This window comes from Pseudomonas sp. PAMC25584 (assembly GCF_058135675.1).
The window spans coordinates 5759696-5781924 of record NZ_CM176870.1; the positions used below are offsets into that span (position 1 = coordinate 5759696).

Below are 22229 nucleotides of genomic sequence, written 5' to 3' on the forward strand. Positions count from 1 at the left end.
AGGCCATTCATGAAAACCTGCGGCATCGAAATCAAAGGCAGCGAAGCCATTTTCGCCGTTGCCTCCCTGGATAACCAGACGCTGACCCACGTCGCCCTGGCCACCAAGAAAATCGCCCTTGAAGACGACGATGAAGCGGCCAACGTCAAAGCCTTCGCGGCCCAGGTGAAGGCGTTCGTGCAGGACAACGCCATCGAACGCATCGCAATCAAGAAGCGCAGCAAGAAAGGCGAGTTCGCCGGTGGCCCGACCACGTTCAAGATTGAAGGGGTGTTTCAGTTGCTCGACGGCGTTGAAGTGACGCTGCTGTCGCCGCAGACCCTCAATGCGCAGAACAAGAAACACAATTTTGAGCTGCCAACGACGCTGAACAAGTACCAGCATGAAGCCTTCAAGGCGGCGTGTTCGGCCCTGGTAAAGAAATAGGCCACACCGACAATTTACTGTGGGAGGGGGCTTGCTCCCGATGGCGGTGGATCAGCGGCACATGAGTGGCTGACACACCGTCATCGGGAGCAAGCCCCCTCCCACATTTGATCGTTGTCGCTGACAGGAGAAGGGGTGTTTCATGACGCTGCTGTCACCGCAGACCCTCAATGCGCAGAACAAGAAGCACAATTTTGAGCTGCCGACGACGCTGAACAAGTACCAGCATGAAGCCTTCAAAGCGGCGTGTTCGGCCCTGGTAAAGAAATAGGCCACACAGACAATTTACTGTGGGAGGGGGCTTGCTCCCGATGGCGGTGGATCAGCGGCACATGAGTGGCTGACACACCGTCATCGGGAGCAAGCCCCCTCCCACATTTGATCGTTGTCGCTGACAGGAGAAGGGGTGTTTCAGTTGCTCGAAGCCTTCAAGGCGGCGTGTGCGGCCCTGGTAAAGAAATAAGCCACACCGAAAACCCAATGTGGGAGGGGGCTTGCTCCCGATGACGGTGGATCAGCAGCACATGAGTAGCTGACACACCGCTATCGGGAGCAAGCCCCCTCCCACATTTGATCGTTGTCGCTGACAGGAGAAGGGGTGTTTCAGTTGCTCGAAGCCTTCAAGGCGGCGTGTTCGGCGCTGATAAAGAAATAAGCCACACCGAAAACCCAATGTGGGAGGGGGCTTGCTCCCGATGACGGTGGATCAGCAGCACATGAGTGGCTGACACTCCGCTATCGAGAGCAAGCCCCCTCCCACATTTGATCGTTGTCGCGTGTAGGAACTACGTTCACACCACCTCCCGTCGCCGATCCTCCCGCGGACACTTGGCAAACCGCGCCCGATAACGGCGGGTGAAATACGACGGCGACTCAAACCCGCAGGCAAGGCTCACCTCTAGCACGCTCATGTCGCTCTGGCGCAGCAGTTGCCGGGCTTTTTCCAGGCGCAGGCCGAGGTAGAAGTTGCTCGGTGTGTCGTTCAGATGCAGGCGAAACAGCCGCTCCAATTGGCGTCGCGTCACTTTGATCGCCTCGGCCAGGGCCAGGGTGCTCAGCGGCGGCTCGGTGTGTTGTTCCATCTCGCCGATCACCTGCACCAACTTCTTGTTGTTGATGCCGTAGCGCGTGACGATCTGCATGCGCTGGTGGTCTTTGCGCGGGCGGATGCGCCCGAGCACGAATTGTTCGGACACCTGGATCGCCAACTCGGGCCCATGGGCCTGGCTGATCAGGTCGAGCATTAGGTCGATGGAGGCGGTGCCGCCGGCGCAGGTGATGCGGCGGCGGTCGATCTCGAAGAGTTCCTGGGTCACCGTCAGCTGTGGATACGCTTCCTTGAACGCGTCGATGGCTTCCCAGTGCAGGGTCAGACGGTGGCCGTCGAGCAGCCCGGCTTCGGCCAGGATGCAGGCGCCGGTGTCGATGGCGCCAAGGGTCACGCCGTCATAGTCGAGGCGGCGCAGCCAGTGTTCGAGGGCCGGGGTGGCGAATTTGAGCGGTTCGAAACCGGCGACCACCATCAGCGTCGCGCCCTTTTTCAGCGGCTCCAGCGCGGCGTCGGCGTTGACCGACATGCCATTGCTCGCCAGCACCGCGCCGCCATCGGCGCTCAATACATGCCAGCGGTACAACTCGCCACGAAAGCGGTTGGCCACCCGCAGCGGTTCGAGCGCAGAGATAAAGCCGATGGCCGAGAACCCCGGCATCAGCAGAAAGTAGAAATCCTGGGACATGGTGCGCTCTCGTCGGACCGCCAGCGTGGTCACTGTGATACGCCAGTTCAACGGCCCATTCAAGAGCACAGGTCGCTGCAGTGCAAGAGCCGGTCGCCGCCGTGCGTTTTGTCGCCCCTCAAGCTGCGTAACGTGATCGCACGGCGCATAAAGACGCCGGCCCCCACAATAACGACCTGCCGAGGGAACCACCATGAACCGACTGATCAGCCGCTGCGTGCTCGCATTCAGCGCCAGCGCCATCTTGAGCACCAGCGTCCTCGCGGCCGACGCGCCCTCCTGCCAGAACGTGCGCATGGGCGTGGTGAACTGGACCGACGTCATCGCCACCAGCGCCATGACCCAAGTGTTGCTCGACGGCCTCGGCTACAAGACCAAACAAACCAGCGCGTCCCAGCAAATCATCTTCGCCGGCATCCGCGACCAGCGCCTGGACCTGTTCCTCGGCTACTGGAACCCGCTGATGACCCAGACCATCGCCCCGTTCGTCGACGCCAAGCAGGTCAAGGTCCTCGACAAACCGAGCCTGGAAGACGCACGCGCGACGCTGGCGGTGCCGACGTATCTGGCGGACAAAGGCCTGAAAACGTTCGCCGACATCGCCAAGTTCGAGAAAGAACTGGGCGGCAAGCTCTACGGTATCGAGCCGGGTTCGGGCGCCAACACCCAGATCAAAGCGATGATCGCCAAGAACCAGTTCGGCCTGGGCAAATTCCAGCTGGTGGAGTCCAGCGAAGCCGGCATGCTCGCCGCGGTCGACCGCGCGGTGCGCCGCAAGGAAGCCGTGGTGTTCTTCGGCTGGGCGCCGCACCCGATGAACGTCAATGTGGCGATGACCTACCTCACCGGCAGCGAAGACGCCCTGGGCCCGAACGAAGGCATGGCCACCGTGTGGAGCGTCACCTCGCCGACCTATGCCGAGCAGTGCCCCAACGTCCACAAGCTGCTGACCAACCTGACCTTCACCGCCGCCGACGAGAGCCGAATGATGCAGCCGTTGCTGGATCACAAGGACGCATTCGAGTCCGCCAAGCAGTGGCTCAAGGACCACCCGCAAGACCAGCAGCGCTGGCTCGAAGGCGTGACCACCTTCGACGGCAAACCGGCCGCCGCCAACCTGCAACTGACCGGCAAATAACTGTATTTGACTCACCGTTTCGCGGTCATCCCTGACCGCGAACGGCGCCCTACGCCTTGAAATCACACGCCTGTAAGGAACCTCCCCGATGAACCATGACGTCATCATCACCTGCGCACTCACCGGTGCTGGCGACACGAGCGCCAGAAGCCCCCATGTGCCGGTCACCCCCAAACAAATCGCCGCCGCCGCCGTGGAAGCCGCCAAGGCCGGCGCCACCGTAGTGCATTGCCATGTGCGCAACCCCGAGACCGGTAAGTTCAGCCGCGACGTTGCCTTGTACCGCGAAGTGATGGAGCGCATCCGTGAGGCCGACGTCGACATCATCGTCAACCTCACCGCCGGCATGGGCGGCGACCTGGAGATCGGCGGCGGCGAAAACCCGATGGAATTCGGCAGCAACACCGACCTGGTCGGCCCGCTGACCCGCCTGGCCCATGTGGAAGCGCTGCTGCCGGAAATCTGCACGCTGGACTGCGGCACGCTGAACTTCGGCGATGGCGACACCATTTACGTGTCCACCCCGGCCCAGTTGCGGGCCGGCGCCAAACGTATCCAGGAACTGGGCGTAAAAGCCGAGCTGGAAATCTTCGACACCGGCCACCTGTGGTTCGCCAAGCAGATGATCAAGGAAGGCCTGCTCGACGACCCGCTGTTCCAACTGTGCCTGGGCATCCCCTGGGGCGCGCCGGCCGACACCACCACCATGAAAGCCATGGTCGACAACCTGCCCGCCGACGCGGTGTGGGCCGGCTTCGGCATCGGCCGCATGCAAATGCCGATGGCGGCGCAGGCGGTGCTGCTGGGCGGCAACGTGCGGGTCGGCCTGGAAGACAACCTGTGGCTGGACAAGGGCGTACTGGCAACCAACGGTCAACTGGTGGAACGCGCCAGTGAAATCCTCAGCCGCCTGGGCGCGCGGGTCATGACCCCGGCCGAAGGGCGCATAAAAATGGGCCTCAAAAAACGCGGTTAACCCCCCTGCCCAAACCGGATCAAAACCTGTGGGAGGGGCGGTGCGACGATTCGACTTGCTCCCGATAGCGGTGTACCAGTCGATGCATTCGCTGCTGATCCACCGCTATCGGGGGCAAGCCCCCTCCCACAGGGGTACATCACACTATTCAGGAATGTCGCCATGCGCTTTATTACAGATATCAAAACCTTCGCCGCCCTCGGCAGCGGTGTGATCGGCAGCGGCTGGGTGTCCCGCGCCCTCGCCCACGGCCTCGATGTGGTGGCCTGGGACCCCGCGCCCGGCGCCGAAGCCGCGCTGCGCCAACGCGTCGCCAATGCCTGGGGCGCCCTGGAGAAACAAGGCCTGGCTCCCGGCGCCTCCCAGCAGCGCCTGCGCTTTGTCAGCACCATCGAAGCCTGCGTGAAAGACGCCGACTTCATCCAGGAAAGCGCCCCGGAACGCCTGGCGCTGAAACTGGAGCTGCACGGCAAAATCAGCGCGGCGGCCAAGCCCAATGCCCTGATCGGTTCGAGCACCTCGGGCCTGTTGCCCAGCGAATTCTACGAGGGCTCGACCCACCCTGAACGCTGCGTGGTCGGCCACCCGTTCAACCCGGTGTACCTGCTGCCGCTGGTGGAAGTGGTGGGCGGCAAAAACACCGCGCCCGAGGCAATCCAGGCGGCGATCAAGGTGTATCAATCCCTGGGCATGCGCCCGTTGCATGTGCGCAAGGAAGTCCCCGGCTTTATCGCCGACCGCCTGCTCGAAGCCTTGTGGCGTGAGGCGCTGCACCTGGTCAACGATGGCGTCGCCACCACCGGCGAGATCGATGACGCGATCCGTTTTGGCGCCGGCTTGCGCTGGTCGTTCATGGGCACGTTCCTGACCTACACCCTGGCCGGCGGCGATGCCGGGATGCGCCACTTCATGGCGCAGTTCGGCCCGGCGTTGCAGTTGCCGTGGACCTACCTGCCGGCACCGGAGCTGACCGACAAGTTGATCGACGATGTGGTCGACGGCACCCGCGCTCAGTTGGGCCAACACAGCATTTCGGCGCTGGAGCGCTATCGTGATGATTGCCTGCTGGCGGTACTGGAAGCGGTGAAGACCACCAAAGCCAAGCACGGCATGACCTTCGCCGAATAAGGGAAACCCCAGCATGCCCGCACTGACCACCTACACCACACAGGTCCACCCCGACTGGGTGGACTACAACGGCCACCTGCGCGACGCGTTCTACCTGCTGATCTTCAGCTACGCCACCGACGCGTTGATGGACACCCTGGGCCTGGACAGCGAAAACCGCGCCGCCAGCGGCCATTCGCTGTTCACCCTGGAGCTGCACCTGAACTACCTGCACGAAGTGAAACTCGGCGCCGAGGTCGAGGTGCGCACCCAACTGATCGCGCACGATGCCAAGCGCCTGCACCTTTATCACAGCCTGCACTGGGTGAGCGACGACAAGGAACTGGCGGGCAACGAACAGATGCTGCTGCACGTCGACCTCGCCGGGCCGCGCTCGGCGCCGTTCACCGAGGCGACGCTGGAACGACTCGCGGCCATCCGCGCCGCGCAAGTCGACCTGCCCAGGCCCGCCCTCCTCGGCCGCGTCATTGGCCTGCCCGCGCCCAATAGCCCGAAAACGACCTGTTCATAGCCATCTGAGCCATTCGTGCATTCTGCCCTTGCCGACCGCTTGGGCGGCTACCAGAATCCAAATCAATCCCCCCGCTCCCTCCACCAGGATAAACGTCATGATGCACGCGGATTTGATTGACCAGGATGACCTGCTGAACCAACTGCGCTCGCTGGGTTTCGAGGTGTCCAGCGGCGCCAGCGCCGAGCAGGCCTGTGAATGTGCGGTACGCGGTTTGAGCGAGGCACGGGCCAAGGCGCTCAAGAAGATGGTTGAGCAGATGTACAGCGGCAGCGCGACGATTTTGCCGGCGGTGCGGCAGGCGATCGATAAGCAGTTGTTGCCGGCGCTGATGCAGTTCAAACAGAAATCTGGCGCCTGATAGACCGCTATCGGGGGCAAGCCCCCTCCCACCTTCGAAGGTATTCACAATTCAAATGTGGGAGGGGGCTTGCCCCCGATGCAGGCGACTCGGTTTAGAGCCTTACACTGGCAAACGTCGACTCGTTCCGCGCCTGGCTCAACGCCGACATCGGCCCCGACAACGGTGACAACACCAGCGCTGGCGGAATCGGCATCATCGCCACTTGCTGGGTGGTGTTGGAGCCGACGCGCTCATCCCGTGGCGGAATACCGAAGTATTCGCGGTAGCACTTGGAGAAGTGCGGCGTGGACACGAACCCGCATACCGACGCCACTTCGATGATCGACATCGGCGTTTGCTTGAGCAACTGCCGTGCGCGAATCAGGCGCAGCTTGAGGTAGTAGCGCGACGGCGAGCAGTGCAGGTATTTCTGGAACAGCCGCTCCAACTGGCGCCGCGACACGGCGACGTACACCGCCAGCTCATCCAGGTCGATCGGCTCTTCGAGGTTGGCTTCCATCAGCGCGACGATTTCCTGCAACTTCGGCTGGTTGGTGCCGAGCATGTGCTTGAGCGGCACACGCTGGTGATCCTGTTCATTGCGGATGCGCTCGTACACGAACATCTCGGAGATCGCCGCCGACAGTTCACGGCCGTGGTCGCGGCTGATCAGGTGCAGCATCATGTCCAGCGGCGCGGTGCCGCCGGAGCTGGTGAAGCGGTTGCGGTCGAGGGTGAACAGGCGCGTGCTCATCGACACACGCGGGAAGGCTTCCTGCATCGACGCCAGGCATTCCCAGTGAACGCTGCAATCGAAGCCATCGAGCAACCCGGCGCAGGCCAGGGCCCAACTGCCGGTACACACCGCGCCAAGGCGACGCGACTGGCGCGCCTGGCTTTGCAGCCACGACACATGTTCACGGGTGACGGTGCGCTGGATACCCACGCCGCCGCACACGATGACAGTGTCCAGGGCCGGGGCTTTGTGCATGGAGGCATCGGGCGTGATTTGCAGACCGTCGCTGGCCCATACCTGGTTACCGTCGACACTCAGGGTGGTCCAGCGATACAACTCGCGGCCGGACAACTGGTTGGCCATGCGCAGCGGTTCCACTGCCGAAGCCAGGGAAATCAGCGTGAAATTGTCCAGCAGCAAAAAGCCGATGGATTGAGGCGCACGGTTCTGGGGTTGGGCCCCGGAGTTGAACGACGTCATCGCGGTATCTCCTCACACAAAGCGGGTGATGGCCTCAGGCGAGGCTCTTGTTATTGCGCTCTGCTCCAGCGCGGAGAGAGGCTTTGAATGGATAGAGCAAATGCCATGCCTAAAATTGAATGGCCATTCAATAACTCCTGAAAACGACCTCTTGATGTGTCTAGACAAGCCCCTGTGCGAAGTGCGGGATATGCCCCGAATCGAACGCCGAAGCGGCTCCGTTCAAGGGCCGTGAGCAGATCGGTAGCACTTGTGGGTAGGCGCTTTGAGGGTGAGGGCGGCGCCTGTCACCACAAGCACGGGTGACGGCTGGTCGAAGGGGAAAGTGTGTGGGGGGTACTTATCTGTTTGCGACGCGCTAAAAGGTGGCGCTTTTGGTTCTGGTGTTCACTTTATGAGCAGGGTTGTTTGGACTGGCGCTATCGGGGGCAAGCCCCCTCCCACACTCGACCGAGTTTGTAGTGGTCAACTCATCCCGGACACGGTTTTGAGTTTTTCTTCCGTTTTCGCTGGGGCCAATCCATCGTTAAATTGATGAGGTCGGATCCAGTTGTAGTGATGCATCAGGTACTGGCTAATGTCTCTCTGAGCCTGGTGGCCGGTCATGTAGCCAGTGGTTGGTATCCACTCTGTTTTCAAGCTGCGAAAAACCCTCTCCATCGGCGCATTATCCCAGCAGTTTCCTCGGCGGCTCATACTCTGACGCATGCGATAACGCCACAGCCGCTGGCGAAAGTTGCGGCTGCCATATTGCGATCCCTGGTCTGAGTGAAATAGCAGGCCTTGCGGCTTGCCACGCTGCTCGTAAGCCACGTCCAACGCCTTGATCACCAAGTCTGCATCCGGCTTTTCTGATAACGCCCAGCCCACCACTCGACGAGCGTAAAGATCCATGACAACCGCAAGGTAGTGCCATTTCCCCTGTGCCCAGATGTAGGTGATGTCGCCGCACCAGACCTGGTTGGGCGCTTCGACATCAAATTCTCGGTTCAATATATTTGGGATATCCGGCCGCTCGACTGTCGCCTTTTTATAGGCGTGTGATCCTGGCTGCTTGCTGACCAACTCCAGCTCACGCATCAGCCTGCGTACCTTAAACCGTCCAATTTGCTCACCTTCTTCTTGCATCATCAACGTGATGCTTCGACTGCCGGGAGCACTTCGGCCCTGGGTGAACAACTCGCTCACTCGGCTACGCAGCCTGAGCCGCTCAACATCTGGTGTTCGCCGCCTTAGACGATGCGCGTAGTACCCCGAACGAGCGACCTCAAACGCCTCGCACAAGCAGTCAACAGGCTCATGGACGCTTAGCTGATTGATCAGCGCGTACGCTCGAGATCTTCCGACATCAAGAGCGCGGTAGCCTTTTTTAATATTGATTTCTCGCGCTCGAGGCGAGCAATCCGAGCTTCCAACTCCTGGATTTTTTGCTGCTCTGGTGTCAGGGCCTTGCTCTGGGGCGTGACGCCGGTGCGCTCTTGCTGAAGCTGGTCGACCCAGCGGCGCAGCGCCGACTCACCAACACTCAGTGAACGACTGGCTTCGATGAAGCTGTAGTTTTGCTTGAGCACGAGGTCGGCAGCCTCGCGTTTGAATTCAGCGGAAAAGGTACGGCGTTGTTTGGTCATCTGACACCTCGATCTGGCGAGTATTCTCGCCTAAAAGGGTGTCCGGTTTCATTAGACCACTACAGTTCCACCTTTGAAGTGCGCCCCAGAAGTTGGACACCCATCCAACTCCTGGGGCTTTTTCATGAGCAAGTACACAACGCAGTTCAAGCTTTCCGCCATTACCGCCTTCCTGGAACGAGGCCGAGGCTTTCGCCATATTGCTGCTCGATTTCAAATGGACCCCACTTTACTTCGCCGTTGGGTGGAAGCTTACCGGCTGCACGGTGAGGCCAGTCTGAGTAGTACCGGTGGACGTTACAGTGCTTTGTTCAAGTTCTCCGTTCTGCAACGCATGTGGCGTGACTCCCTTTCTTTTCGCCGCGCAGCGGCACTCTTCAATCTGGGTGACTCTACCCAAGTGGGCAGATGGCAGCAGCAGTATTACAGTGGCGGTATTGAAGCCCTGGCCTCAGGGGAAAAAGGATCGAATACCGCTATGTCCAAGCTACCTGCTAAACCTCGAAAAACGGCCATTCCACTCACCGACCAAGAACGTGCTCACAAGGCTTTACTTGATGAACTCCAGTATTTGCGCATGGAGAACGCCTACCTAAAAAAGCTTGGGGAGTTAGGCGAGGCAGTGATGAGGCGCGAGAAAGAAGCGAAGAAAAAGCCCAATTAGTCTCTGAGTTGAGGCACAGCTTCCCCTTGGACCATTTGCTCAAGCTGGCTGGGCTCGCCCGCAGCACGTACTACTACCAACTCAAGGCGATGGACGGAGCAGACCGGTTCGTTTCGCTAAAAGCCTCTATCCAGAGCCTTCAAGACGAGCATAAGGGGCGATTCGGCTATCGCCGTATGACTTTAGCTCTGCGGAGCGACGGACAGTTGATCAACAGTAAAACTGTGCGGCGACTGATGGGGGAGTTGAGTCTGAAATGTACGGTGCGACCGAAGAAATACAGATCGTATCGAGGACCAATGGGAGAAGTATCGCCTAACATCCTGGCTCGTCAGTTCGAGGCTGAGCAACCGAATCAGAAATGGGTAACGGATGTCACCGAGTTCAAAGTGGCAGGCGAAAAGCTATATCTGTCTCCAGTTTTAGACTTGTACAACGGAGAAATTGTGGCCTATCAAACCGCCACGCGCCCCCAATATGCCCTGGTGGGCGACATGCTGGAACAAGCTCTTGAGCGCTTGCCTGAGGGCGTCAAGCCCATGTTGCACTCGGATCAAGGTTGGCACTATCGATACCCGAAGTACCGGGATCGACTAGAAAAAGCAGGGTTGGAACAGAGCATGTCACGCAGAGGAAACTGCTATGACAACGCCACAATGGAGAGCTTCTTCGGCACGTTGAAGTCAGAGTTTTACTACCGGGAAAGCTTCGAGAGTGTGGCTCAGTTGCAGGCTGGACTGGCTGAATACATCCATTACTACAACCATAAGCGAATCAAAACGAAACTTGGCGGACTGAGCCCTGTAGCGTACAGAGCCAGGTCCGCTGTAGCCTAACAATCACTGTCCAACTTTTGGGGCGCACTTCACTTTGGAATGCAGTCGAGTGTGGGAGGGGGCTTGCTCCCGATGCAGGCGACGCGGTCTCAGCACTCAACCGCACTGACCGCCAACCCACCGCGCGACGTCTCTTTGTACTTGTCATGCATGTCCGCCCCGGTATCGCGCATGGTGCGGATCACCCGGTCCAGGGAGATGAAGTGCTGGCCATCGCCGCGCAGGGCCATCTGCGCCGCGTTGATCGCCTTCACTGCGGCAATCGCGTTGCGCTCGATACACGGCACTTGCACCAGCCCACCCACCGGGTCGCAGGTCAGGCCGAGGTTGTGTTCCAGGCCGATTTCGGCGGCGTTGCACAGTTGCTCCGGGGTGGCGCCGAGAATCTCTGCCAACCCCGCCGCCGCCATGGCGCAGGCTGAGCCGACCTCGCCCTGGCAACCGACTTCGGCCCCGGAGATCGACGCGTTCTTCTTGCACAGAATCCCGACCGCCGCCGCGCTGAGCAGATAGTCGACCACGTTGGCTTCGGTGACTTCGTCGCTGAACTTCATAAAGTAGTGCAGCACCGCCGGGATGATCCCCGCCGCACCATTGGTCGGTGCGGTGACCATGCGCCCACCGGCGGCGTTTTCTTCGTTGACCGCCAGGGCGAACAGGTTGACCCACTCCATCGCGCTCAAGGTCGAGCCGATCACGTTGGGCTTGCCCAGCTCCTGCAAACTGCGGTGCAACTTGGCGGCGCGACGGCGCACATTCAGGCCGCCGGGCAGGATACCTTCGTGCTTGAGGCCCTGCTCCACGCACGCCTGCATGGCGCGCCAGAGCGTCATCAGGCCGCTGCGGATTTCATCTTCGCTGCGCCAGACTTTTTCGTTGGCCAGCATCAGCTCGCAGACGCGCAGATTGTGGCTGTTGCACAACTGCAACAGCTCCACCGCGCTGGAAAACTCATAGGGCAACTCGGTGCGATCCAGATCCGCCACGCCGCTTTGGGCCTGGGCTTCATCCACCACAAAACCGCCGCCGACCGAGTAGTAGGTATTGCGATGCAACTCGCCGTCGTCGCCGAACACCACCAGGGTCATGGCATTGGGATGGAACGGCAGGTTTTCGTCGAGCAGGCGCATGTCCCGTGCCCAGACGAAAGGCACCGGCAAACGCCCGTCCAACAGCAGCGTGTCGGTCTCGCGCAGGGTTTGGATACGCAGGCCGATCTGCGCCGGATCGATTGCGTCCGGCCACTCGCCCATCAGGCCCATTATCGTCGCGGTATCGCTGCCGTGGCCGATGCCGGTGGCCGATAGTGAGCCGTAAAGCTGAACTTCGACGCGCCGCACCTGTTCCAACAGTTCACGTTCACGCAACCGTTGAACGAACAACGCTGCGGCGCGCATGGGGCCGACGGTGTGAGAACTCGAAGGCCCGATGCCGATCTTGAACAGGTCGAAAACGCTGATAGCCATTGCCGTGAAACTCCTCGATAAGCACAGGCCAGGCTTGAACGAGCTGCTACGCTCAGATCGCCCAGACGGCCCAGATGGCGGCATCATCAGGCTTTTATCCGTCATCACGGCGTCTCACACCGACGCAACCATGCTCACCAGCGTCGCTCACGAGCAATGGCCTGTTTTGGGCGTTTTTAGCGGTGCAGATGGGCAAAAACAGCCGTTTAGCCGTGGGAAAAACCTGTAAACGACGTCACCGACACTGGATGCGACCCTGCCTGTACTGGATACGACGCCCCCTGTAGGCGTCAGATTTTCACTGGTACATGATCAGTCTCGACTCGTTTGCAAGGCACCGTGCCGCCGTTTCAAAGCACGTTCCAACCGCAACACTTATAAAGCGCGGCGAATGCCGCCACAAAACACACAGGAGTCTAGCCCCATGAAAGGTTCACCCTCGTTGTTGTTGGCCGCCATGCTGAGTCTGCCAGTCCTGGCGCACGCTGCAGAACCGGCACAATGTCAAACCGTTAACTTCTCCGATGTCGGCTGGACCGACATCACCGTGACGACCGCGACCACCAGCGAAATCCTCAAGGGCCTCGGCTACAAGCCGCGCACCACGATGATTTCGGTACCCGTGACCTACAAGTCGCTGGCCGACGGTAAGAACATGGACATCTTCCTCGGCAACTGGATGCCGACCATGGAAAACGACATCAAGCAGTACCGTGATGCCGGCACCGTGGAAACCGTGCGCGCCAACCTGGAGAACGCCAAGTACACCCTGGCCGTCCCTGAGGCGCTGTATGACAAAGGCCTGAAAGACTTCGCCGATATCGCCAAATTCAAGGATGAGCTGGAAGGCAAAATCTACGGCATCGAACCCGGCAACGACGGCAACCGCACCATTCAAACGCTGATCGACAAAGACGCGTTTGGCTTGAAGTCGGCCGGTTTCAAAGTGGTCGAGTCCAGCGAAGCCGGGATGCTCTCGCAGGTCGAACGCGCCACCAAGCGCGGCAAGGCCATCGTGTTCCTCGGCTGGGAACCACACCCGATGAACACCCGCTTCAAGATGAAGTACCTGACCGGCGGTGACGATTCGTTCGGCCCCAACTACGGCCAGGCCACCATCTACACCAACGTGCGCAAGGGCTACACCCAGGAATGCAGCAACGTCGGCCAGTTGCTGAAAAACCTGTCGTTCACGCTGAACATGGAAAGCACCCTGATGGGTAACGTCCTGGACGACAAGATGAAACCCGACGCCGCAGCGAAAGCCTGGCTGAAGAAGAACCCGCAAGTGCTCGACACCTGGCTCGCCGGTGTCACCACCGTTGATGGCAAACCTGGACTCGACGCCGTGAAAGCCTACCTCGCCCAGTAACACCGCTGACCCCGGGGCGGTGCGCTGCCCCGGGATGTTTTCCCCCTTCGCATGTGGACATTCACTACCATGCTGACTGAACAGAAAATCCCACTAGGCCAGTACATCGCTGCCTTCGTCGAATGGTTGACCCAACATGGCGCCAACTACTTCGACGCAATCGCATCGACACTGGAAACGATGATCCACGGCGTGACGTTCGCGCTGACCTGGTTCAATCCGCTGGCATTGATCGGTCTGATTGCGCTACTCGCTCACTTTATTCAACGTAAATGGGGCCTGACGGTGTTTGTCATCGCCTCCTTCCTGCTGATCCTCAACCTGGGGTACTGGCAGGAAACCATGGAGACCCTGGCGCAGGTGCTGTTCGCCACCCTGGTCTGCGTGGTCATCGGTGTGCCGCTGGGCATTGTTGCCGCGCACAAACCGCTGTTCTACACCCTGATGCGGCCGGTGCTCGATCTGATGCAGACCGTACCGACCTTCGTCTACCTCATCCCTACCCTGACCCTCTTCGGGCTGGGTGTGGTGCCCGGGTTGATTTCCACGGTGGTGTTCGCGATTGCCGCGCCGATCCGTCTGACCTACCTGGGTATCCGTGATGTCCCGCAAGAGTTGATGGACGCCGGCAAGGCCTTCGGCTGCTCGCGCCGTCAGTTGCTCTCGCGCATTGAACTGCCCTACGCCATGCCGAGTATTGCTGCCGGCATTACCCAATGCATCATGCTGTCGCTGTCGATGGTGGTGATCGCCGCCCTGGTGGGTGCCGACGGCCTCGGCAAGCCGGTGGTCAACGCACTGAACACCGCCGACATCGCCCTGGGCTTTGAAGCCGGCCTGGCGATCGTGCTGCTGGCCATCATGCTCGACCGCATCTGCAAACAACCCGACGCCAAGAAAGTAGGGGGTGATGCATGAGCATTATCCGATTCGACAATGTCGACGTGATCTTCTCCAAAGACCCACGCGAAGCGCTCAAGCTGCTGGACCAGGGCATGAGCCGTAACGAGATCCTGAAAAAGACCGGCCAGATCGTCGGTGTTGAAAAAGCCAGCCTGGATGTAGAAAAAGGCGAGATCTGTGTGCTGATGGGCCTGTCGGGCTCCGGCAAGTCGAGCCTGCTGCGCTGCATCAACGGCCTCAACACCGTCAGCCGTGGCCAGTTGTTCGTCGAGCATGAAGGGCGCCAGATCGACATCGCCTCCTGCACCCCGGCTGAGCTGAAAATGATGCGCACCAAACGCATCGCCATGGTGTTCCAGAAGTTCGCCTTGATGCCCTGGCTGACGGTGCGCGAGAACATCAGCTTCGGCCTTGAAATGCAGGGCCTCCCAGAGAAAGACCGGCGCAAGCTGGTGGACGAAAAGCTCGAACTGGTGGGCCTGACCCAATGGCGCAACAAGAAGCCCGACGAACTCTCCGGCGGCATGCAGCAGCGCGTCGGCCTGGCCCGCGCGTTGGCGATGGACGCCGACATCCTGCTGATGGACGAACCCTTCTCCGCCCTCGACCCGCTGATCCGCCAAGGCCTGCAGGACGAGTTGCTGGAACTGCAACGCAAGCTGAGCAAGACCATCGTGTTCGTCAGCCACGACCTTGACGAAGCTCTCAAGCTCGGCAGCCGCATCGCGATCATGAAAGACGGCAAGATCATCCAGTACAGCGTGCCGGAAGAGATCGTGCTGAACCCGGCGGATGACTATGTGCGCACCTTCGTCGCCCATACCAACCCGCTGAACGTGCTATGCGGGCGCAGCCTGATGCGCACGCTGGACAACTGCAAACGCGTCAACGGCTCGGTGTGTCTTGATCCGAGCGGCGACTCGTGGCTGGACCTGGCCGAAGGCAACACCCTCCAGGGCGCGCGCCAGAATGGCGTGGTGATGAACCTGCAGAACTGGGCACCGGGGCAACCCGTGGAAGGCCTGGGCCGCGTGCCGACACTGGTGGATTCGAACATCGGCATGCGCGATGCGTTGCAGATTCGCTACCAGACGGGGAACAAGCTGGTGTTGCATGACAACAACAAGGTGGTGGGGATTCTTGGCGACAGCGAGTTGTACCACGCGTTATTAGGCAAAAACCTCGGTTAACAGACACCGCAAAAGCCATTGAAGAAACAGGGTCAAAATGTGGGAGGGGGCTTGCCCCCGATAGCGGTGTATCAGTAACAGATGAACTGACTGACACACTGCTATCGGGGGCAAGCCCCCTCCCACATTTTGACCAGATGGTGTCAGTGACGACGCCACCCGTTTTTACCTATCAGCTATAGACACGGCCAAGGAGCTGCCGATGGCTTTCAAACTGATCGAGCACGTCCCGGGTGATCTGTTCCTGGGCGAAGCCCATCAGGTCGTATTCCTGAGGCCCGTTGTGCAGGTACACCTCGGCACGGTAGTAACGGGTGCGCTCTGCCTCGGGCGGCTCGTCCGACGCCACCGCGTAGCCGTCCAGGCTCACTTCGTAGACAAACGGGTTGCCCTCTTCCATCTCGATGCGCACGCCGATGCAACGCTTAGATTTGCCCAACAGCGTCTGCACCTCCAGCCCCTGGTCGCGCAACGCCGTCGCCGCGTGTTCCAGCGCCGGCGTGACGTGCTTGTCCATAAAGCGTTGCACGGTGGACTGGCTCGGTTGCAGGTCCAGGGCGGTCAAGCGCTCGCTGAAACCACGACGGCCACGCTCGGCCAATTGCGCCTGCTCCAGCTCCGTCGCCACGTCCTGGCGCATCGCTTTGTGCAAACCGAACATAAACACAATCAGCACCACCGAGAACGGCAGTCCCGCCAGCACCACCATGGTCTGCATGGCTTCGAAGTTACCCGCAAACAGCAGGCCGATGGTCACCAGGGTGATCACCGCCGACCAGAAGATCCGCAGCCAGTGCGGCGCATCTTCGTCCACGTTGCCGCCTGTGCAGGAAAGGTTGGCCATCATCACCGCGCCGGAATCCGCCGGGGTCAGGAACAGCACAAAACCCACGAAAATAGACACACCGATGACGATTTTCGACGCGGGGTAATGCTCCAGCAACTGGTAGATGGCCATCGACGGTTGTTCCAGCGCCGTCTTGCCCAACTCCACCGCCCCCTGGTTCAACACCAGGTCCAGGGCCGAGTTACCGAAGATCGACAACCACGCCAGGGTGAAGCCCAGCGGAATCAGCAGCACCCCGGCCACCAGTTCACGCACCGTGCGACCACGGGAAATCCGCGCGATGAACATGCCCACGAATGGCGCCCAGGAAATCCACCAAGCCCAATAGAACAGAGTCCACAGGCCCATCCAGCGTTCGGTCTTGTCGGCGTCGCCGGCGTACACGTACAGGTCGAAGGTTTTCAGGATGATGCCGTCGAGGTAGTCACCGGTGTTCTGCACCAGGCCGTTGAGCAGGTGCAAGGTCGGGCCGAACAACAGCACGAAGATCAGCAAGCCGCTGAACAACACGATGTTGAGGTTGGACAGGCGACGAATGCCGTTTTCCACCCCCGACACGGCGGCAATGGTCGCCACGGTGCTCATCACGATGATCACGATCAGCAGGTTGGTGTTGTTGTGCTGCATGCCGAACAGGTTTTCCAGGCCGGACGATACCTGCATCGCGCCGATACCGAGGTTGGTCACCAGGCCCAGCAGGGTCACGAACATGCCGAACCCGTCCACCGCGTGGCCGGCCGCGCCTTTGACCCAACGCTCGCCCACCAGCGGGTACAACGCCGAACGCAGGGCCAGCGGCTGGTTGTGCCGATAGGCGAAGTACGCCACGGCCAGGCCGACCAGGGCATAGATCGCCCAGCCGTGCAGGCCCCAGTGCAGGAAGGTCAATTGCAGCGCCTGGCGCGCCGCACCGTTGCTGGCGGCCGCGCCTTCAGGCGGGTTGAAGTAATGGTCCAACGGCTCCGAGGCGCCGAAGTACAGCAGCGAAATGCCGATACCCGACGAGAACAGCATGCCGGCCCAGGCGCCGTAGCTGAAGTCCGGGGTGTCGTCCTTGCTGCCCAGTTTCAACTTGCCGTAGGACGAAAACGCCAGGCCGACCACGAACACCAGGTAGGCGGCGATCACCAGCATGTAGTACCAGCCGAAACTTTTCGATAACCATGCCTGCGCCACGCCGAGCACCCGGCCGGCCTCTTGCGGGGCGATGATCAAAATGGCGGTCAACAACAGAATCAGCGCGGTGGAGGTGTAGAACACCCAACCGTTGACCCGCACCTTTTCCGGTGAGGTCTTTATTAGAGAGGCAGAACTCATGGCGCAGATGCTCCAGGCAGTGCGAGAGAGAAACACAAGGCAACGGTGATCCCGTGCTCATCGATTTTTCGGCAGTCGACGGACGGGTGTTATAAAGACACCCCGAAAATTCTTGAGGCCGCCGAGGCGGTGTTCAGGCTCTGAAATGGCCTGTTTCAAGGGTTTTTGCAGGTGTCAGATGTCGCCACCTACCCGTAGGAAATACCGGCAGGCAGCGGCAATTTGTCGCAGAGCTTATTCTTTGTTGATTGAACGTTCAATCAAAACAAAATAGACTGGCCATCAAGTCGACGGACGTTATCGCCCGCCGACAGGCCTGAGGAGAGGTACTCCATGCCCAAGGTCGGTATGCAACCCATACGCCGCCAACAACTGATCGAAGCCACGCTGACGGCCATCGATCAAGTCGGAATGGGAGATGCCAGCATTGCGCTGATCGCCCGTTTGGCCGGCGTTTCGAACGGCATCATCAGTCACTACTTCAAGGACAAGAACGGCCTGATCGCCGCGACGATGCGCTACCTGATGAATGTGCTGATCGATAACGTCCATGAACGCAGGCTGGCGCTGAACGATGACAGCCCGCGGGCACACATTCAGGTAATCATCGGGGGCAACTTCGATGCCAGCCAGGTCAATGGACCGGCAATGAAAACCTGGCTGGCCTTCTGGGCCGCCAGCATGCACCACCCGTCTTTGCACAGGTTGCAGCGGATCAACGATCAACGTCTGTATTCCAACCTGTGCTGCCAGTTCCGCCGTGAGCTGCCGTTGCCTGAAGCGCGCAGTGCAGCCCGGGGCCTGGCGGCTTTGATCGACGGTTTGTGGCTACGCGGCGCCCTGTCGGGAGACGCTTTCGACACGGCGCAAGCGCAACGGATCGCTTACGAATACATGGATTTCCAATTGGCCAAGCAGGTGAGTTAGAGCACACATAAACGCTCAACCCCTGAACGTCTGCCGCTCAGTGTTGCCACACCCCTATGGCCCACTTTGCGGCGGGTAACGCCAACCACTTATGCACTTGCGAGGACTTTATGGCCCGTTTCGACCTGCAAAAACTCTACATTGACGGCGGCTACAGCGATGCCGGCAGCGATGCCACCTTCGAAGCCATCAACCCGGCTAACGGTGAAGTTCTCGCCAACGTGCAACGCGCCACGAAAGATGACGTTGAACGTGCCGTGGTCAGCGCGGAAAAAGGCCAGAAAATCTGGGCCGCCATGACCGCCATGGAGCGTTCGCGCATCCTGCGTCGTGCCGTCGACATCCTGCGCGAGCGCAACGATGAACTGGCCGCCCTGGAAACCCTGGACACCGGTAAATCCTTCTCCGAAACCAAGTACGTCGACATCGTCACCGGCGCCGACGTGCTGGAATATTACGCAGGCCTGGTGCCGGCCATCGAAGGCGAGCAGATCCCGCTGCGCGACACCTCCTTCGTCTACACCCGCCGCGAGCCGCTGGGCGTGGTCGCCGGTATCGGCGCGTGGAACTACCCGATCCAGATCGCCCTGTGGAAATCCGCACCGGCCCTGGCTGCCGGTAACGCGATGATCTTCAAGCCCAGCGAAGTCACCTCGCTGACCACCCTGAAACTGGCCGAGATCTACACCGAAGCCGGCGTTCCGGCCGGTGTGTTCAACGTATTGACCGGTAGCGGCCGTGAAGTCGGCACCTGGCTGACCGAGCACCCGCGCATCGAGAAAGTCTCGTTCACCGGCGGCACCGACACCGGCAAGAAAGTCATGGCCAGCGCTTCCAGCTCCTCGCTCAAAGAAGTGACCATGGAACTGGGCGGCAAATCGCCGCTGATCGTGTTCGAGGACGCCGACCTGGATCGTGCCGCCGACATCGCGATGATGGCCAACTTCTACAGCTCCGGCCAGGTCTGCACCAACGGCACGCGCGTGTTCGTACCCAAGCACCTGCAAGCCGCGTTCGAAGCCAAGATCGCCGAGCGTGTTGCGCGCATCCGCATTGGCGACCCGCAAGATGACAACACCAACTTCGGCCCACTGGTCAGTTTCGCCCACATGGAAAGCGTGCTGGGCTACATCGCCAAAGGTAAGGAAGAAGGCGCTCGCGTGCTGTGCGGCGGCGACCGCCTGACCGAGGGCGACTTCGCCAAAGGCGCCTTTGTTGCCCCGACCGTGTTCACCGACTGCACCGACGAGATGACCATCGTCCGTGAAGAAATCTTTGGCCCGGTGATGAGCATCCTCACTTATGAGACGGAAGAAGAAGTGATCCGCCGCGCCAACGACACCGACTTCGGCCTCGCCGCCGGCCTGGTGACCAAGGACCTGAACCGCGCCCACCGCGTCATTCATCAGTTGGAAGCGGGTATCTGCTGGATCAACGCCTGGGGCGAGTCCGACGCAAAAATGCCGGTCGGCGGCTACAAGCAGTCGGGCGTGGGCCGTGAAAACGGGATCAGCTCGCTGAACAACTTCACCCGCATCAAATCGGTACAGGTTGAGCTGGGCGATTACGCCTCGGTGTTCTAAAGCCGAGATTTGTATTGCCTTTGAGGCCGCTATCGGGGGCAAGCCCCCTCCCACATTTGATCGGGTTTACACAGTCAAAGGTGGGAGGGGGCTTGCCCGCGATGAGGCCCGACCTGACCACACTTCAAAGAGGGTGCATTCGTGTCCCAAGAATACGACTACATCATTGTGGGTGCCGGCTCCGCCGGTAACACCCTGGCGACCCGTCTGACCGAAGACGAAGGCGTCACCGTCTTGCTGCTGGAAGCCGGCGGTCCTGACTACCGTCTCGACTTCCGTACCCAGATGCCCGCCGCCCTGGCGTTCCCGCTGCAAGGCCGCCGCTACAACTGGGCCTACGAAACCGATCCAGAGCCACACATGGACGGCCGCCGCATGGAATGTGGGCGCGGCAAGGGCCTGGGAGGCTCTTCCCTGATCAACGGCATGTGCTACATCCGTGGCAACGCCATGGACTACGACAACTGGTCGAAACTGCCCGGTCTTGAAGACTGGGCGTACCTGGACTGCCTGCCGTATTTCCGTAAAGCCGAAACCCGCGACATCGGCCCCAACGACTACCACGGTGGCGACGGCCCGGTCAGCGTGACCACGCCCAAAGCCGGCAACAACCCGCTGTTCCACGCCATGGTCGAAGCCGGCGTGCAGGCCGGTTACCCGCGTACCGAAGACTTGAACGGCTACCAGCAGGAAGGCTTCGGCCCGATGGACCGGACCGTCACGCCAAACGGCCGTCGCGCCAGCACCGCACGCGGTTACCTGGACACGGCTAAAAAGCGCTCCACCCTGACCATCGTCACCCACGCCCTGACCGACAAAGTGTTGTTCGACGGCAAGCGTGCCGTTGGCGTGCGTTACCTGATCGGTGCCGCCGAAGAACGCGTGGAAGCCCGCGCCCGTAAAGAAGTGCTGGTGTGCAGCGGCGCCATCGCCTCGCCGCAACTGCTGCAACGCTCCGGCGTCGGCCCGGCCAAACTGCTCGAAAGCCTCGACATCCCGGTGGTCCACGACCTGCCCGGCGTCGGCGAAAACCTGCAGGACCACCTTGAGCTGTACCTGCAATACGCCTGCACCCAACCGGTGTCGCTGTACCCGTCGCTGCTCTGGTACAACCAACCGGCCATCGGTGCCGAGTGGCTGTTCAACGGCACCGGCATCGGCGCCAGCAACCAGTTCGAAGCGGGCGGTTTTATCCGTACCCGGGAAGACTTCGATTGGCCGAACATCCAGTACCACTTCCTGCCGGTGGCGATTAACTACAACGGCAGCAACGGCGTGAAAGAACACGGCTTCCAGGCGCACATGGGCTCCATGCGTTCGCCGAGCCGTGGCCGCGTGCAGTTGAAGTCGAAGAACCCACGGGACTACCCGAGCATTCTCTTCAACTACATGGCTACCGAGCAGGACTGGCAGGAATTTCGCGATGGCATCCGCCTGACCCGTGAAATCATGCAGCAGCCCGCACTCGACGCCTTCCGTGGCCGCGAAATCAGCCCGGGTATCGACGTGCAAACCGATGAGCAGTTGGACACATTCATCCGCGAGCACGCCGAAACCGCGTTCCACCCGTCCTGCTCGTGCAAGATGGGCACCGACGAGATGGCGGTGGTGGATGGCGAAGGCCGTGTGCATGGCATGCAAGGCCTGCGCGTGGTCGATGCGTCGATCATGCCGATCATCACCACCGGCAACCTGAACGCGCCGACGATCATGCTCGCCGAGAAAATCGCCGACAAGATCCGTGGCCGCCAGCCGCTGCCGCGCAGCACCGCCGACTACTACGTGGCCGGCGATGCGCCAGTGCGGGGCAAGCCGATGCGTGAAGTGGGGCCGACCGCGCAGTAACTGAAAGACCGTGTCGCCCTCATCGGGGGCAAGCCCCCTCCCACACTTTGATTTGTGAATACATTCAAAATGTGGGAGGGGCGGTGCGACGATTCGACTTGCCCCCGATAGGGCCCGACCCAACACCGCAAACCTTGCACCTACACTCTCCTTGATAGCTCCCCAGCCCAGGCCTAC

The 22229-nt window shown here is 60.6% G+C and carries 18 protein-coding genes and 1 pseudogene; 14 read left to right on the plus strand and 5 right to left on the minus strand.

Annotated elements, in window-relative coordinates:
• Positions 1–9 precede the first annotated feature (9 nt).
• Complete coding sequence (locus ACS5Q8_RS27005) at positions 10–426, plus strand: DUF3010 family protein (protein ID WP_465159639.1); 417 nt, start codon at positions 10–12, stop codon at positions 424–426.
• Between the two features lie 133 nt (positions 427–559).
• Positions 560–697, plus strand: a pseudogene (locus tag ACS5Q8_RS27010) (DUF3010 family protein); the annotation flags it as partial.
• A 520-nt stretch (positions 698–1217) separates the two neighbouring features.
• Here ACS5Q8_RS27010 and ACS5Q8_RS27015 read toward each other — a convergent pair.
• Positions 1218–2162 carry a GlxA family transcriptional regulator gene (locus ACS5Q8_RS27015; protein ID WP_247403257.1) on the minus strand — a complete coding sequence of 315 codons (945 nt, stop codon included), beginning with the start codon at positions 2160–2162 and terminating at the stop codon, positions 1218–1220.
• A 193-nt stretch (positions 2163–2355) separates the two neighbouring features.
• Here ACS5Q8_RS27015 and ACS5Q8_RS27020 point away from each other — a divergent pair, with 193 nt between their 5' ends.
• The 5 genes from ACS5Q8_RS27020 to ACS5Q8_RS27040 all read left to right on the plus strand — a co-directional run bounded on the left by ACS5Q8_RS27020 (position 2356) and on the right by ACS5Q8_RS27040 (position 6276).
• Complete coding sequence (locus tag ACS5Q8_RS27020; protein ID WP_276195225.1) at positions 2356–3300, plus strand: choline ABC transporter substrate-binding protein; 945 nt, start codon at positions 2356–2358, stop codon at positions 3298–3300.
• Positions 3301–3388: 88 nt separating this feature from the next.
• The gene (cdhC, locus tag ACS5Q8_RS27025; RefSeq protein WP_276195226.1) at positions 3389–4276 is read left to right on the plus strand and encodes a 3-dehydrocarnitine:acetyl-CoA trimethylamine transferase CdhC; all 888 of its coding nucleotides are present in this window, start codon (positions 3389–3391) and stop codon (positions 4274–4276) included.
• Between the two features lie 162 nt (positions 4277–4438).
• Positions 4439–5404 carry an L-carnitine dehydrogenase gene (locus ACS5Q8_RS27030; RefSeq protein WP_276195227.1) on the plus strand — a complete coding sequence of 322 codons (966 nt, stop codon included), beginning with the start codon at positions 4439–4441 and terminating at the stop codon, positions 5402–5404.
• A 13-nt stretch (positions 5405–5417) separates the two neighbouring features.
• Positions 5418–5915 (plus strand): thioesterase family protein, encoded by a 498-nt coding sequence (locus tag ACS5Q8_RS27035; protein WP_276195228.1) that lies wholly within the window; start codon positions 5418–5420, stop codon positions 5913–5915.
• A 97-nt stretch (positions 5916–6012) separates the two neighbouring features.
• Complete coding sequence (locus ACS5Q8_RS27040) at positions 6013–6276, plus strand: hypothetical protein (protein WP_247397743.1); 264 nt, start codon at positions 6013–6015, stop codon at positions 6274–6276.
• A 94-nt stretch (positions 6277–6370) separates the two neighbouring features.
• Here the strand turns inward: ACS5Q8_RS27040 and gbdR are convergent, their stop codons facing one another.
• Both gbdR and ACS5Q8_RS27050 read right to left on the minus strand, forming a co-directional pair.
• A complete protein-coding gene (gene gbdR, locus ACS5Q8_RS27045) occupies positions 6371–7474 on the minus strand; it encodes a choline metabolism transcriptional regulator GbdR (protein ID WP_247397746.1) in 1104 nt (367 codons plus the stop codon).
• Between the two features lie 465 nt (positions 7475–7939).
• A protein-coding gene (locus ACS5Q8_RS27050) for an IS3 family transposase (protein WP_095019831.1) occupies positions 7940–9102 on the minus strand; the annotation gives its coding sequence in 2 pieces (ribosomal slippage) (positions 7940–8847 and positions 8847–9102; 1164 coding nt in all).
• 124 nt (positions 9103–9226) lie between these two features.
• Between ACS5Q8_RS27050 and ACS5Q8_RS27055 the strand changes: the two genes are divergently transcribed.
• Positions 9227–10602, plus strand: a protein-coding gene (locus tag ACS5Q8_RS27055) for an IS3 family transposase (RefSeq protein WP_465159113.1) whose coding sequence is annotated in 2 segments (ribosomal slippage) — positions 9227–9727 and positions 9730–10602 — 1374 coding nt in all. Because the reading frame shifts where the segments join, the coding sequence is not laid out codon by codon here.
• Between the two features lie 89 nt (positions 10603–10691).
• Here ACS5Q8_RS27055 and ACS5Q8_RS27060 read toward each other — a convergent pair.
• Positions 10692–12068, minus strand: coding sequence for an L-serine ammonia-lyase (locus tag ACS5Q8_RS27060; RefSeq protein ID WP_276195229.1), 1377 nt, complete (start codon positions 12066–12068; stop codon positions 10692–10694).
• A gap of 424 nt (positions 12069–12492) precedes the next feature.
• Between ACS5Q8_RS27060 and ACS5Q8_RS27065 the strand changes: the two genes are divergently transcribed.
• From ACS5Q8_RS27065 to choV, 3 genes are all read left to right on the plus strand, one after another.
• Positions 12493–13440, plus strand: a complete 948-nt coding sequence (locus ACS5Q8_RS27065; protein WP_276195230.1) for a choline ABC transporter substrate-binding protein — start codon at positions 12493–12495, stop codon at positions 13438–13440.
• Between the two features lie 69 nt (positions 13441–13509).
• Entirely contained in the window at positions 13510–14358 is an 849-nt protein-coding gene (choW, locus tag ACS5Q8_RS27070) for a choline ABC transporter permease subunit (protein ID WP_247397755.1), read from the plus strand.
• Complete coding sequence (choV, locus tag ACS5Q8_RS27075) at positions 14355–15533, plus strand: choline ABC transporter ATP-binding protein (RefSeq protein WP_276195232.1); 1179 nt, start codon at positions 14355–14357, stop codon at positions 15531–15533. The genes choW and choV overlap by 4 nt, the downstream gene beginning before the upstream one ends.
• Positions 15534–15705: 172 nt before the next feature.
• Here choV and ACS5Q8_RS27080 read toward each other — a convergent pair whose 3' ends face one another.
• Entirely contained in the window at positions 15706–17640 is a 1935-nt protein-coding gene (locus ACS5Q8_RS27080) for a BCCT family transporter (RefSeq protein WP_426100013.1), read from the minus strand.
• Between the two features lie 390 nt (positions 17641–18030).
• Here ACS5Q8_RS27080 and betI point away from each other — a divergent pair, with 390 nt between their 5' ends.
• From betI to betA, 3 genes are all read left to right on the plus strand, one after another.
• Positions 18031–18624, plus strand: coding sequence for a transcriptional regulator BetI (gene betI / locus ACS5Q8_RS27085; RefSeq protein WP_276195233.1), 594 nt, complete (start codon positions 18031–18033; stop codon positions 18622–18624).
• A 110-nt stretch (positions 18625–18734) separates the two neighbouring features.
• Positions 18735–20207 carry a betaine-aldehyde dehydrogenase gene (gene betB / locus ACS5Q8_RS27090; RefSeq protein WP_276195234.1) on the plus strand — a complete coding sequence of 491 codons (1473 nt, stop codon included), beginning with the start codon at positions 18735–18737 and terminating at the stop codon, positions 20205–20207.
• Positions 20208–20348: 141 nt separating this feature from the next.
• Positions 20349–22052, plus strand: coding sequence for a choline dehydrogenase (gene betA / locus ACS5Q8_RS27095; RefSeq protein ID WP_247397767.1), 1704 nt, complete (start codon positions 20349–20351; stop codon positions 22050–22052).
• Positions 22053–22229 lie beyond the last annotated feature (177 nt).

What these genes read in the sequence shown, in the direction of transcription:
- ACS5Q8_RS27035 (WP_276195228.1), top strand. Translation starts at nt 5,418, where the DNA reads ATGCCCGCACTGACCACCTACACCACACAGGTCCACCCCGACTGGGTG.
- gbdR (WP_247397746.1), bottom strand. Translation starts at nt 7,474, where the DNA reads ATGACGTCGTTCAACTCCGGGGCCCAACCCCAGAACCGTGCGCCTCAA.
- ACS5Q8_RS27015 (WP_247403257.1), bottom strand. Translation starts at nt 2,162, where the DNA reads ATGTCCCAGGATTTCTACTTTCTGCTGATGCCGGGGTTCTCGGCCATC.
- ACS5Q8_RS27065 (WP_276195230.1), top strand. Translation starts at nt 12,493, where the DNA reads ATGAAAGGTTCACCCTCGTTGTTGTTGGCCGCCATGCTGAGTCTGCCA.
- ACS5Q8_RS27030 (WP_276195227.1), top strand. Translation starts at nt 4,439, where the DNA reads ATGCGCTTTATTACAGATATCAAAACCTTCGCCGCCCTCGGCAGCGGT.
- choW (WP_247397755.1), top strand. Translation starts at nt 13,510, where the DNA reads ATGCTGACTGAACAGAAAATCCCACTAGGCCAGTACATCGCTGCCTTC.
- cdhC (WP_276195226.1), top strand. Translation starts at nt 3,389, where the DNA reads ATGAACCATGACGTCATCATCACCTGCGCACTCACCGGTGCTGGCGAC.
- choV (WP_276195232.1), top strand. Translation starts at nt 14,355, where the DNA reads ATGAGCATTATCCGATTCGACAATGTCGACGTGATCTTCTCCAAAGAC.
- ACS5Q8_RS27060 (WP_276195229.1), bottom strand. Translation starts at nt 12,068, where the DNA reads ATGGCTATCAGCGTTTTCGACCTGTTCAAGATCGGCATCGGGCCTTCG.
- betB (WP_276195234.1), top strand. Translation starts at nt 18,735, where the DNA reads ATGGCCCGTTTCGACCTGCAAAAACTCTACATTGACGGCGGCTACAGC.
- ACS5Q8_RS27005 (WP_465159639.1), top strand. Translation starts at nt 10, where the DNA reads ATGAAAACCTGCGGCATCGAAATCAAAGGCAGCGAAGCCATTTTCGCC.
- ACS5Q8_RS27020 (WP_276195225.1), top strand. Translation starts at nt 2,356, where the DNA reads ATGAACCGACTGATCAGCCGCTGCGTGCTCGCATTCAGCGCCAGCGCC.
- ACS5Q8_RS27040 (WP_247397743.1), top strand. Translation starts at nt 6,013, where the DNA reads ATGATGCACGCGGATTTGATTGACCAGGATGACCTGCTGAACCAACTG.
- betI (WP_276195233.1), top strand. Translation starts at nt 18,031, where the DNA reads ATGCCCAAGGTCGGTATGCAACCCATACGCCGCCAACAACTGATCGAA.